The 12,532-nt window shown below is 63.4% G+C and carries 11 protein-coding genes; 4 read left to right on the top strand and 7 right to left on the bottom strand.

The window, feature by feature from the left end:
* The first annotated feature begins 213 nt into the window (after positions 1 to 213).
* Positions 214 to 516 carry an alkylphosphonate utilization protein gene (locus AC3WVQ_RS32955; RefSeq protein ID WP_034796466.1) on the top strand — a complete coding sequence of 101 codons (303 nt, stop codon included), beginning with the start codon at positions 214 to 216 and terminating at the stop codon, positions 514 to 516.
* A gap of 353 nt (positions 517 to 869) precedes the next feature.
* Here AC3WVQ_RS32955 and AC3WVQ_RS32950 read toward each other — a convergent pair whose 3' ends face one another.
* The 5 genes from AC3WVQ_RS32950 to mtnK are packed head-to-tail and all read right to left on the bottom strand — an operon-like array spanning position 870 to position 6,294.
* Positions 870 to 1,988, bottom strand: a complete 1,119-nt coding sequence (locus tag AC3WVQ_RS32950; RefSeq protein ID WP_090298608.1) for a RuBisCO large subunit C-terminal-like domain-containing protein — start codon at positions 1,986 to 1,988, stop codon at positions 870 to 872.
* Positions 1,988 to 2,989: a transketolase family protein gene (locus AC3WVQ_RS32945; RefSeq protein WP_034796462.1), complete on the bottom strand. Its 1,002-nt coding sequence runs from the start codon at positions 2,987 to 2,989 to the stop codon at positions 1,988 to 1,990. The genes AC3WVQ_RS32950 and AC3WVQ_RS32945 overlap by 1 nt, the downstream gene beginning before the upstream one ends.
* A gap of 2 nt (positions 2,990 to 2,991) precedes the next feature.
* Positions 2,992 to 3,927 carry a transketolase gene (locus AC3WVQ_RS32940; protein ID WP_192372044.1) on the bottom strand — a complete coding sequence of 312 codons (936 nt, stop codon included), beginning with the start codon at positions 3,925 to 3,927 and terminating at the stop codon, positions 2,992 to 2,994.
* 4 nt (positions 3,928 to 3,931) lie between these two features.
* Positions 3,932 to 5,026, bottom strand: a complete 1,095-nt coding sequence (mtnA, locus tag AC3WVQ_RS32935; RefSeq protein ID WP_034796457.1) for an S-methyl-5-thioribose-1-phosphate isomerase — start codon at positions 5,024 to 5,026, stop codon at positions 3,932 to 3,934.
* Positions 5,023 to 6,294, bottom strand: coding sequence for an S-methyl-5-thioribose kinase (gene mtnK, locus AC3WVQ_RS32930; RefSeq protein WP_192444924.1), 1,272 nt, complete (start codon positions 6,292 to 6,294; stop codon positions 5,023 to 5,025). The genes mtnA and mtnK overlap by 4 nt, the downstream gene beginning before the upstream one ends.
* A 147-nt stretch (positions 6,295 to 6,441) precedes the next feature.
* Here mtnK and AC3WVQ_RS32925 point away from each other — a divergent pair, with 147 nt between their 5' ends.
* From AC3WVQ_RS32925 to AC3WVQ_RS32915, 3 genes are read left to right on the top strand one after another with little or no spacing between them, the layout of a single operon-like run.
* Positions 6,442 to 7,959 (top strand): sugar ABC transporter ATP-binding protein, encoded by a 1,518-nt coding sequence (locus AC3WVQ_RS32925; RefSeq protein WP_060517943.1) that lies wholly within the window; start codon positions 6,442 to 6,444, stop codon positions 7,957 to 7,959.
* On the top strand, positions 7,956 to 9,005 hold the full coding sequence (locus AC3WVQ_RS32920; RefSeq protein ID WP_051659349.1) for an ABC transporter permease: 1,050 nt from the start codon (positions 7,956 to 7,958) through the stop codon (positions 9,003 to 9,005). The genes AC3WVQ_RS32925 and AC3WVQ_RS32920 overlap by 4 nt, the downstream gene beginning before the upstream one ends.
* A 51-nt stretch (positions 9,006 to 9,056) precedes the next feature.
* On the top strand, positions 9,057 to 10,100 hold the full coding sequence (locus tag AC3WVQ_RS32915; protein ID WP_192444922.1) for a substrate-binding domain-containing protein: 1,044 nt from the start codon (positions 9,057 to 9,059) through the stop codon (positions 10,098 to 10,100).
* Positions 10,101 to 10,157: 57 nt separating this feature from the next.
* Here AC3WVQ_RS32915 and AC3WVQ_RS32910 read toward each other — a convergent pair whose 3' ends face one another.
* Together AC3WVQ_RS32910 and AC3WVQ_RS32905 are read right to left on the bottom strand one after the other, a co-directional pair.
* A complete protein-coding gene (locus AC3WVQ_RS32910; RefSeq protein ID WP_034796449.1) occupies positions 10,158 to 10,382 on the bottom strand; it encodes a hypothetical protein in 225 nt (74 codons plus the stop codon).
* Positions 10,383 to 10,452: 70 nt separating this feature from the next.
* On the bottom strand, positions 10,453 to 12,507 hold the full coding sequence (locus tag AC3WVQ_RS32905; RefSeq protein ID WP_192444920.1) for a bifunctional aldolase/short-chain dehydrogenase: 2,055 nt from the start codon (positions 12,505 to 12,507) through the stop codon (positions 10,453 to 10,455).
* Positions 12,508 to 12,532 lie beyond the last annotated feature (25 nt).

Genomic DNA, 12,532 nt, shown 5'->3' with positions numbered 1-12,532 from the left:
CAAGCGGGTCCGCTCCGCGCGGCGACGGATGCCGGCCGCCACGCGGCGCAAATGCGGCCTTATAGCGGACGACCGACGTTTTAGATCGCAGCAAAACCGAAGGACGAGCCGTGACATTTGCGTCAGCACCGCAGAGAAGGTAGGGGTGCACCCCTATTGCAGCGATCGCGGCCGCGACCACTGCAAGATCCGAAAAACCATGCAAGGCAGACCATGAGCGACCAGAACGACGACTACGTGTACGACGATGTAACGGGTGAGTGGCGGCCAGCCTCCGAACTTGCTGCCGAGAAAGCAAGAGCCGCCGAGGTTCGCGATGCGTCAGGGACCGTCCTTGCAGATGGCGACTCAGTCGTTTTGATCAAGGATCTCAAGGTAAAGGGTGCCGGGCAAACGCTGAAGCAGGGAACGGTGATCAAGTCGATCCGGCTAACTGATAATCCTGAAGAAATCGATTGCCGCCATGAGGCGATCAAAGGTCTTGTTCTACGCACTGAGTTTGTTCGCAAACGCTAGACGTTCGAAGCGTAACAGGTGATCGGCAGTCCTGAAGCGGCGCCGACGTCTTCGGAAGCGCTCAGCTTGAGGGCCGAGGAGTTGTCGCCGCTTAGCCCAGCGGTTTGGTCGGCGTTCTCGGCCGTTGTAATGCCGACTCGCACTTCCAACGCATAGCGACAACGGAGCGCGACTAAGCGGATTGCGGCCCATGAGCTCGCAGTCGCGCTGGATGGCAGCCTGGTCCCAGGCTGCGGCCATCCGCTAGCTGCTTCTCTTGCCGCGCAACGGGAGGGCCGCCCTTTCGCCTACGGGAATACGAGGGCTGCACCATCCCGGCTCGACCCTTCCGGCTCGACCCATGGCGAGTGCGTCTAGCTATGGACCGCCGCGACCAGGCGGCGGCAGGCCTCCACGAGGTTCGGTTGCTGAAGCAGGGCGCCGCCGATCAGATACATGACGTCGTTGCCGTAGGCCTCACGCATCTCGGGAACGCGCTCGAAGGTCATGCCGCCACCGGGTGCAGCGACGATCGCCTTCGGCCCCCTCATGTCGGCCGCGCAGGCCCGAGCAATCGACAGGCATTCCTCTCGCGTGAAACCGAAGCGGCCTCCGAAGTTCGGGTAGATCACCGCATCCGCGCCCATCAGGCGATGCAGCGTGCCGAAGAACGAACGGTGCGAGAAGCCGCAATCGGCAGAAACCACATTTGCGCCGGAGAAGGCCGGGTGCGAAACGATCGGCAAGCTGAAGTCGGGATCGGCCGCAAGTGTGCGGACGACATCATAGCCGGTCAATGCCGGGGCCAGCATCACGGCGCCCGCACCGGCGGCCTGCGCTTCCTTCGCCCGGTCAAGCACGGCCGAAGCCGGCCCGGTGACATTCGGCACGAAGCTTGTCCTGCCGCCGGTTTTGGCATTGGCCTCGCCGACGGCCTCGATGCAGGCCTTCAGGCGTTCATTAAAAGGCGACGTCACCTGATCGACGAGACCATGGTCGTCCTTGACGAAGTGCATGCCGCCAAGCGCGAAATCATGGGCGCGGCTCGCAAGTTCGGATGTCGAAAGCCCGACGGGCTTGATCGCCGACATCAAAAGAGGGCTTTCGCCCACGCCGGCGCGGGCGCGAAGCCCGGCAATGCCGTGGCGGGGTCCTGTGCAAAGCCCAAGGATACCCGGCGAAAGACCGATATCCTCGACCTTCAGGCCGGGCTTGATGGAGCTGTTGCCGAAGATGACGTTCAAGAGCTGCAGAAAGTCGCCGCCGACATCGTCGTCGGAATAGGAGATCGAGGCGAGAAAACCCGGCCGGCCGACCGGATCCGGCTTCAGGTCTTCCAGCTTGCCGAGGATTTCATCCTCGACGTAGCCCTTGGGAACGGCGCTGCGCGGAATTTCGACGGTCTGCTCCAGAGCGATATCGAGTGCGCGCGCCTTAGCCTCGTCGGCGTCAGCGGCCTGCACGTAGTAGGTGACGGTGAAACGCGGAGCCACTAGAGCGCCTCCGCCTTCTGAGCCGAATGCACGTGGTCGATGCGGACCTCCGTCAATTCGTCCTCGCCGATCTCCAGCGGCTTGCCGACCAACTCGCTGATGGCGCCAACGAGCGCGCCGGCGTCGAGGCCATACTTTTTCATGAGGTAGGGCTTGGACGCACCATGGGCGAAGGTGTCATTGAGGCCCAGCCGCTTCAGGCGGATGCCAAGACCTTCTTCGGCCAGAATTTCCGCAACGAGCGAGCCGAGGCCACCGACGATGGTGTGGTTTTCCAGCGTGACGATCCCCCTCTTGCCCCGCGCGGCCTTCAAAAGGCCTTCGCGATCGAAGGGTTTCAGGGTCGAGGCGTGCAGATGGGTGATGCCGATGCCGCGTGCCTGAAGCGGTTGGGTGGCGCGCAGTGCTTCCTCGGTGCAGACGCCTGAGGAAACGACGAGAATGTCGTCGCCCTCGGACAGAACCCGCAGCTTGTTGAACGCGAAAGGCGTGGAGAAGAGACGCGGGACCTCGCCGCGAAGCACGCGCACATAGACGGGGCCATCGATGCTGTCGGCCACTTCGAGTACGGTCTCCACCTCGGTCGCGTCACCGGTCTCGAGGATCGTCATGTTCGGTACAGCGCGCAGAACGGCAATGTCCTCGATCGCCTGGTGGGTGATGCCGCCGGGCGTGGTGATACCGGGCAGGAAGCCCATCAGTCGCACCTTGCGATTGGAATAGGCGATGGAGTTGATCAACTGATCATAGGGGCGGCGATAGAGGAAGACCGAGAAGGTGTGAATGAACGGCCGGTAGCCTTCCATCGCCAGCCCGCCGGCAAAGGACAACATATTCTGCTCGGCCATGCCGAGCGAGAGGAACTGCTGCGGATGCCGGTCGCGGAAGCCGTCGACCTCACAGGACGAGGTCAGGTCGGCGGAAAGGCAGAGGACTTCGGGTCGCGCGGTCGCGAAGGTCTCGAATGCCTTGGCGTAGGGACGATTGACGATCTCGACCATGTTCAGGCCCCTTTCATTGCGTCGGCGTCGACGCCGAGTTCGGCCGCAAGTGCGGCCTGCATTTCAAGCCGTTCTTCCGCGCTCTTGAAGCGAACGTAATGAAGTCGCGGGAAACGCTTTTTGAGGAACTCCATGCCCTGGTAGGGCGAGGTGTTGGCGAGGATGACCAGCGGCTTGCCGGGCTCGGCGCTTCCGGCCGCAGCCCTGAGCGCTTCCAGGTCGTGGCCGTCGACCGACCGGCAGGTGACGCCGAAGGCGCTTACCCGGGCGGCGAGATTGCCAAGGTCGAGCACCGACGACATGGCGCCGTCGCATTGCTGGCGGTTCACGTCGACGACGACGCGGATGTTGTCGATGCCGTGGTAGCTCATCGCCGCAAGGCATTCCCAGGTCTGGCCTTCCTGGAACTCGCCGTCCGACATGTAGACCCAGACCTTGCCCGGCTCCTTCTTCTGCAGCCGCGCCCAGGCGACGCCCGAGGCCATGGAGAGACCCTGCGCCAGCGAGCCCGTGGTCACTTCCATGCCGGGGCTGTGCTCGGCGCCGATCATCTCGACCGAACCGCCGTCCTTGTTGAAGTGATCGAGCGCGTGCTCGTCCATGCGCCCCATCTCGATCAGCGCCGAATAGATGACGAGCGCATAGTGGGCGGGCGAGATGAAGAAACGGTCGAACGCCGGCCCAACCGGTCCGTGATAGCCGGCGCCGGTAAAGGCGTCCGGATTGTGCGCCGAAGGAACACCGCGAAACGGCAGCGGCACCTTCGGCAACGTCGGCTCGCCGAGCGTCAGAAGCTCGTTATAGAGCAGCGCAAGGCTTTCGGCAGCCGAGCAGGCCTGGCTGAGGTAACCGCCATTGTTCTTCATCGTGTGGAAGAACACCCGTCGGCGGATGCCGAGCGCGATCTCTTCCGTTGAAACCCGGTTCGTGAGTGTCATCGTCTCAGCTCCGTTCTGGGAAAAGCGCCTTGAGGCCTTCGGGCGATGGTGTTGCGATGCCGCGCTCGGTGATCAGGCCGGTGATGAGTCGGGCGGGCGTGACGTCGAAGGCCGGATTGGCGGCAGGGCTGCCCTCCGGCGAAATGCGCACGCTGGCAATCGAGCCGTCGCTGGCGCGCCCCTGGACGAAGCTCACCTCGTCGGCGGTTCGCTCCTCGATCGGGATTTCCTTGATCCCGTCGCGGACCGTCCAGTCGATCGTCGGCGAGGGAAGGGCGACATAGAAGGGGACGCCATTGTCGCGCGCAGCTAGCGCCTTCAGATAGGTGCCGATCTTGTTGCAGACATCGCCATTGGCCGTCGTCCGGTCCGTGCCGACAATGACCATATCCACATCGCCGTGCTGCATCAGGTGCCCGCCGGCATTGTCGACGATCAGCGTGTGCGGCACACCGTGGCCGTTCATTTCCCAGGCGGTGAGATAGGCGCCCTGATTGCGCGGGCGTGTTTCGTCGACATAGACATGCACCGGAATGCCTTCCTCGACAGCCATGTAGATGGGTGCAGTCGCAGTGCCATAGTCGACGGTCGCAAGCCAGCCGGCGTTGCAATGGGTGAGGATGCGCACGGGTTCACCCGGCGCCTTCTTCGCAGCAATCTCGCGGATGACCTTCAGGCCGTTTGCGCCAATGGCGCGATTGAGTTCGACATCTTCGGCCGCGATCTCGGCGGCACGATCATAGGCCGCCTTGGCACGCCCGCCTTCCGGCAAGGGGCGCAGATGGTCGCGCATGGCGTTCAGCGCCCAGCGCAGATTGATGGCGGTCGGGCGTGTTTCGTTGAGTTCCTCCCAGACGGCGTCGAGATGGGCGTTCGACGGGTCCTTGGCCATCGCAATCGCAACACCGTAGGCGGCCGTGACGCCGATCAGCGGTGCGCCGCGCACCCACATGTCGCGGATGGCGACGGCGACATCGGCGACCGTTTTCAGCGTCACGACGCGGAACTCGTGTGGCAACCAGCGTTGGTCGATGATATCGACGGAGCGTCCGTCCTCGTTGAGCCAGATCGTATGGTAGTGGCGTTCTCCGACTTTCACGCTGATGTCTCCTTCTGAAGGCGCTCCGCGAGTGCGCGGATGTCCTTGAGGCTGTGGATATGATGCCGGTTGACGGCGAGGTGACGCCCGAGCTTCAGCGCCCTGGTTTCGCAGGCAGCACGGCGATCGGGGTCGATGATGGTTTCGAAGTCGGCGTTGTGGGCGAGCCCCAGGATGCGGCGGTGCATCTCGACGCCGGCAAAGCCCAACATCTCGCGCCAGATCTCGTCGATGACGATATCGAGCGCCTGTTCGGCGCCGAACGGATCGTTGCGCGCCTCAAAGAGGCTTGCCTGGTAGAGAATGCCGTTACGCTCCGTGCGCCAGAGATGGGCGAATTCGGTGCGGAAGGTTTCCCAGATGACTTCGACCGTATCGAGCAGATAGGTGCGCATGCCATCTCGGGCACTGGGCGCGTTTTCGTGTCCGCTCTGCGAAAAATAGCTCATCCAGAAATTGGCAAGCAGCATGCCGACGTCGAAGCTGATCGGTCCGTAGAACGCGAACTCCGGGTCGATGACGCGGGTCTCGTCGTCGGTCACCATAACAGAACCGGTATGCAGATCGCCATGGCAGAGCGTTTCGGCTTTTGCCGAGAACAGATGTTTCAGCCGCTGTGCTTCGACCTTGAGGTCGCGGTCGGCGCGAAGCTTGGCCACGATCGGATCGAGCTGGGGCGTGGTGTGACGATTGAGCTCGGCCTCGAAATAGGGATCGGAAAACACCAGGTTTTCGGTGATGTCGCAAAGCTCGATATTGTCGGCGAAAAGCGCAAGGTCCGTCTTCTTCTCGCGCGTGGCCATGGAGAGGTCGGAGCCGCGAAAGAGCGTGCGGGCGACGAAGAGGCCGAGGTCACGCCCGATTTTCGGCAGTTGCCGCCCGTCGATCAGCGCGCGCCTCAAAATGACGTGCGGCGTCAGGAACTCCATGACGATGAGCGCCTGGGATTCGTCGAAGAAATAGATCTCCGGCACCAGACCGGGGTCACGCGCTGCCTGGCGCTTCAGGGCATGATATTCGAAATAGGAGCGCTTCAGCGGCAGCGGCCAGCTTTCGCCGACAAGGCGCACATAGGGCAGCGCCTGCTTGACGATGGCAGCGCCCCTGTCGCCGGAGACGATGAAGACCAGATTGAGGTTGCCGTCGCCGACTTCCTTAACGCTCCAGCGCGAAAAGTCCGGCCCGATTTTTTCTTTCAGGACGGTGTTTCCGCCGAGTTTTTCCGGCAACGTCGCAGCGCTTAGCGCCTCGAAGACCTGCTTGTCCATATCGTTTTCCTCCAACGCATGGCGCGGGCCTCCACCGCTCGCAGCCATGCCGTGTGTGGTCACAACTAAGGCGGCATTCTAGCAAATGTCAATGGCCTTGACATTTGACGGAAGCCTATCCTAACCTGCCTTCATCGGGAGGAGAGAATGAGCGAACAGGCAGTGTTTCGCATTGAGGGCGTGCGCAAATCTTTCGGGCCGGTACCGGTTCTTCGAGGGGTGGATCTCGATCTCAAGGCTGGGGCGGTTACCGTTCTGATGGGCGCCAATGGCGCCGGCAAATCCACGCTCGTGCGGATCCTGAGCGGCGTTTACACGCGCGACGCCGGCACGATCACGCTCGCCGGCATGCCCTTCGAGCCGACGGCCCCGGCCGAGGCGATCCGCGCCGGCGTTGTCACCGTGCATCAGAACATCAATGACGGGGTGGTCGCCGATCTCGACGTCGCCACCAATCTAACGCTCGACCGCTTGAACGGGCGCGGTGCGCGGCTGTTCTTCAACCCGCGTCGGGTGCGCCGAGAGGCCGCCGCGGTCGCCTCGCGCATGGGGCTTGCGATCGATCTTGCCGCCAATATCAACGACCTGACGCTTGCCGACCGGCAGATGGTGGCGATCGCCCGTGCCATGGCGCATGAGCCGAAGGTGCTGATCCTCGACGAGCCGACATCGTCGCTGTCGAGCGCGGAGGCCGACCGGCTTTTCGATCTCGTCGACCGGCTGAAGGCGCGCGGCGTCGCCATTCTCTATATCTCCCACCGCATGTCGGACATCCGGCGGCTGGCCGACAGCATCGTGGCGCTGCGTGATGGCCGCATCAGTGGCCGCTTCGAAGGGCCGGAACTGGACTATGAGGGTGCGGTCAACGCCATGCTCGGTCGCAAGGTCTTGGCTGGCGCCGTTGATCTGCGCGACGGCGGCGCTCCGGTCTTTGCGGTCAGCGGCCTGAAGTTGTCGGAACAGGCGCGCCCCTTCGATTTCACGCTCCGTGACGGGGAAATCGTCGCCGTCACCGGGCTCGTCGGCGTCGGCAAGACCGCGCTTGCCGAAACCCTGTTTGGCGCGCGCGCTCCGTTTGCGGGTGAGATGACGCTCGACGGCGCGCGTTACGCGCCGGCAAGCACCGGAAGGGCTATCGCCCGCGGCGTCTTCCTCGTCGCCAAGGACCGCGCCGAAAGCGGCATCGTGCCCGACTTCAACATCTACGAAAATATCAGCCTGCCGTTCCTGAGCCGGCTCTCGCGCTTCGGCATATCGAGCCGGCGGGCGGAAAAGACCAAGGCACGCCAGCAGATCGCCGCCCTCGGTGTCGTCTGCCGCAGCGAGCGCGACGAGTTGCAGACGCTTTCGGGCGGGAACCAGCAGAAGGTGATGGTCGGGCGCTGGCTTTCCGAGCCGTCGCGCCTGCTCATCCTCGACGAACCGTTCCAGGGCGTCGACATCGCCGCACGCCGCGACATCGGCGAGAAGCTGCGCGCCTCGGCCGCGGGCCGCGCCACGATCCTCTTCGTGACCGAACTCGACGAAGCCTTCGAAGTCGCCGACCGCATCCTCGTGATGTCGGAACAGACCATCGTCGGCGAGCACCGCAATGCCGACATCGATGTCGAGCGGCTCCTGTCGGAAATCGCCGGTCAATTCTATCAACAGGTCCATGCGTCATGAGCAGTGAACAGAGCAATTCCGCAGCACCGGTTGCGGTCCCTTCGAGCGCATCGGGAATTCGCGAGGCGGCCATCAAATACGGCTTCCTCGTGCTTCTCGCCGGGATGGTCCTCTATTTCTCGCTCGTGACCGGCGGCTTCGCCTCACCGCAGAGTGCGGTCTTCATCCTGCAGTCGGTGTCGATTACCGGCATCCTGGCGCTGGGCGTGACGGCCACGCTTGTCGTCGGCGGCTTCGATCTTTCGATCGGCTCGGTCGCGACGACGGCGATGATGGCCTCGTCCTATGTGATGGTGGTGATGGGCGGCGACGCACTGACGGCGACGCTCGTGTGCCTTGCCATCGGCGTCCTGGTCGGTTTCGTCAACGGCGTCATTATCGTCTACATGCGCGTGCCTGATCTGCTGGCGACACTCGGCATGATGTTCCTCTTGCTCGGCCTCCAGCGCATCCCGACGGAGGGTCGGTCGATTGCCACAGGCATGACGCTTCCCGACGGCTCGGTCGCCGGCGGCACTTTCAGCCCGGCCTTCCTGGCACTCGGCCGCCACCGCTTCGATTTCGTCCTGCCCAACCTCGTGCCGGTTTCGGTCGTGGTGCTGATCGTGCTGGCGATCGTCATCTGGTTCTTCCTCGAATACACCCGCTTCGGCCGCATGATGTATGCCGTCGGCTCCAACGAGCGGGCAGCCGGCCTCGCCGGTGCGCCGGTCAATGCCTACAAGATTTCGGCCTATATCATTTCCGGCGTCTTCGCCTCGATCGGCGGCATCCTGCTTGCCGCCCGTCTTGGTCGCGGAGACATCGCGTCGGGCAACAATCTGCTGCTCGATGCGGTTGCCGCAGCGCTGATCGGTTTTGCCGTGCTCGGCGCCGCCAAGCCGAACGCTTTCGGCACGGCGATCGGCGCGCTCTTCGTCGGCATCCTGCTGCAGGGCCTGACGATGATGAACGCGCCCTATTACACCCAGGATTTCATCAAGGGCGCCGTGCTCGTCGCTGCCCTGATCTTCACCTTTGCGCTCTCGAAAAGAGGCAAACGCTGAAGGGGTGCCCTTCAGCGGAAAACAAAAAGTTCACCAGTGGAGGAGACTGACATGAACATGACTCGCAGAAGCCTGGGCCGCTTGACGCTTGGGTTGATGGGGGCAGCCGCCTTCGGCGTGCCGTCCTTTGCAGCCGACATGCCAAAGCCGTTCGACAAGTCCGGCGATGTCAAGATCGCGCTTGTGCGCTACCTTTCGACCGGCGACTTCTTCCAGTCCTATCTCGCAGGCGTCGAGGCGCAGTCCAAGGCGCTCGGCGTGCAGCTTCAGGTCTTCGACAGCCGCCAGGATGCAGCGCTCCAGGCCGACATGGTCGACCAGGCGATCGCGCTTGGCGTGCAGGGCATCATCATCCAGCACGGCCTGACCGAATCGATGAAGGAAGCTGCCCAGCGCGCGGTTGACGCCGGCATCAAGGTCGTCGCCTTCGACGTAAACGTCGAGAACGAGAAGATCCCGCAGATCGAGCAGTCCGATCGCGACCTCGCCCGCCTCGCGCTCGAGCAGGCCGTCAAGGACAATGGCGAAAGCTTCAAGGCAGGCTACGTCTATGTCGCCGGCATCGCGCCGCTCGACCGCCGCGACGAGACCTGGAAGGAATTCAAGGCGAAGTACTCCGGCATCGAGGAAGCCGCGCAATTCGGAACGATGGACAACCCGATCGCCAACTCGGTAGCCAACCAGGCCCGCGCGGTGATTTCGGCCAAGCCCGACATTACCGTGATGTTCGCGCCCTATGACGAGTTCGCCAAGGGCGTGAAGATCGCCGTCGACGAAGCGGGCCTGTCTTCCAGCGTCAAGATCTACTCGGCCGACATTTCGACGTCCGACATCGCCGCCATGCGCGAAACGGGCTCGGCCTGGACGGCGACGGCCGCCACCAACCCTGCCGTCGTCGGCCAGGTCTCGGTCCGCTCGCTCGCCATGCTGCTTGCCGGCGAAGACCCGGGCCGCCAGGTAGTCGTACCGCCGACGCTGATCACCCAGAAGGACCTGAACGATCAGGACATCAAGAACATGGAAGAGCTCGGCGTGAAGCTGCCGCAGTTCGCCCATGCAGATGTTGCCATGCCCGCATGGATGCCGAAGCCTTAATCTCCCAAGGCGAAACGAAAGGGGCGGTCGATCAGACCGCCCCTTTTTTTGTCCTGGTTACTCTAATTCGCTTTCCGCCTTTGGCGGCACCCAGGCTTCGATCGCCGTCTCGGGATAGATCTGCACGGAGCCCGGCTCGAAATGGCTTTCGATCGCGTAGCCGAGGCTGGTCAGGTCTGTGCGATACCAGCCGACGATCTTGCCGCGCCATGAGGCGCGGCCTTTCTTGGCGGCATAGTCACCCATTTGAAACGCGGCATCTGCGGGCCATCGATCGACCATTTCGTCTCCATCCGAACAACTCTGGCGGGAGACTGCAGTGTGGCACGTTTTTACGCTTAGACGGAAGCGCTCAGCGCATCGCCGCTGCGATGTTGCCGCCATCCACAGTCGTCACATCCGCGGTGGTTCGTTCTGCGAGCGCGTGGTGCACGAAGGCGCGCGCTACGTCCTCGGCCGTCACTTCGAGACCGAGCAGGTTTCCGCCCATGTAGTCCTTGACCGAAAGGCCGCGGGCGGCTGCACGATTGGCGATCATCTCGTCGTTGAGCAGGCCCGAGCGGATGCGATCGGCGTTGACGGCATTGACGCGGATATGGTCGGCACCATGCTCAAGCGCATATTGCCGCGACAGAAACAGCGTCGCCGCTTTCGGCAATCCGTAGGCGCCGAACTTCGCGCCCGGGTTGACTGCCTGCTTGGAGGCGTTGAAGAGCAGCACTCCGCCGGTCTTCTGTTCCTTCATGATGCGAACGGCATTCTGCGCAACCGTCTGATGCGCGAAGAAATTCAGCTCGAAGCTACGGCGCAGCAGGGCGTCGTCCATCGTCGCAATCGGGCTTTCCCAGGCGGCGCCCGCATTGGAGACGACGATATCGACGCCGCCGAAGGTCGCGACCACCCGGTCGAAGGCGGCGCGCACCGAAGCGGGATCGGTGATGTCGCAGGCGATGCCAATCGAGTTGTTGCCGGCCGCCTTCGCCACTGCGCTTGCTTTGTCGCCATCGAGATCGAGCACGACGGCATGGGCGCCCTCGGCGACGAAAGCCTTGACGATGGCAGCGCCGATGGCGCCGGCGCCGCCGGTGACGAGCGCGACCTGGCCGGTAAACGGCTTCGGCTTGGCGCCTGCGAGTTTCGCCTGTTCCAGCGACCAGTATTCGAGATCGAAGAGATCCGGCCGGCTGACCGGCTCGAAGCGGCCAACGGATTCTGCGTCGCGCGCAGCTTCGATCCACATCTCGCCGACATCGACGGCGATCGTCGCGTCCTTGTAGGTGCGGCCATGGCCGAACATGCCGAGCCCGGGCACCAGCGTCAGGCGCGGCATGGGATCGAGCATGATGCGCTTGACGTCGTCTCGTGCGTCGTTGCTGTGGAAATACCCGGTGTAGTCGGCGGCAAAGGCGGTGACCCGCGCGTCGATCACGGCCCGGTAGCCCGAGAGATCATCTTTAGCCGGCGCCGGAAGCACCAACGGGCCGGTCTTGATGCGGATGGAAAGATCGGGCGTCGAAACGCCCCTGGCTGCCATCTCCTCAACCTGCTGCGCATTGACGAAGTCGAGGATATCGGGCGAGGTGCGGAACACACTGACCATGCGGTCAAAACGGCCTTCGCCCTTGTCGACGGCAACGGCGCCGCGCAGCATTGGCGCGATATCGGCAGGGCTTGCAAGCACTGCGGGCAGGGCGGCGGGCGTAAACGGATTGTGCCCCTTCGCTTTCACATGCTCTTCGGCAAGCGTGACATAGTGGATCATCCGATCATAGGCTTCCTTCGCCGTGTCGGCGAAGGTGAAGATTCCGTGCTTGTCGAGGATCAGCCCCTCGACTGTCGGATCCTGATCGAACACGTCCGCCGCAGCCTTCGCCAGCGCGAAGCCCGGCATGATGTAGGGCACGAAGCCCATCTTCCTGCCGAAAAGCTCGGCGCACATCTCCCGGCTCTTGGCCTGATCGGCGATGGCAAGAATGGCGGTCGAATGGGTGTGGTCGACGAACTTGTGTGGCAGGAAGGCGTGCAGCAGCGCCTCCACGGACGGGTTCGGCGAGGCCGGGTCGATGAGGTTGGCGCGCAACAGCGTCACCATGTCCTCGTCCGAAAGCCTTTCGAGCTTGCGGCTCTTGAGCAGGGGGGCGATCTTGACGGCTGGCAGGCCGGGGGGCTCGATCGTGCCCATGTCCCAGCCACTGCCCTTGACGCAGAGCACGGCATGCGTGTCCCCGACGAGGTCTGTGATTTCGGTTTTCACCGAGGTGTTGCCGCCGCCATGCAGCACGAGCCGCGGCTCGCCGCCAAGCAGTCGCGTCGTATAGGTCCGCAGCGCCAGATCGCGGCCGGTGCCCTTGGCCTGATAGCCCGCAACGACCTTCTCCGCCTCGTCGTCGCGCCAGAGATTATCCATAAGTTCAGCCTCCCGATAAACCGGC

Source organism: Ensifer sp. EB106-05-01-XG146, from assembly GCF_058791875.1.
This window is presented reverse-complemented; position numbering and strand designations above follow the sequence as displayed.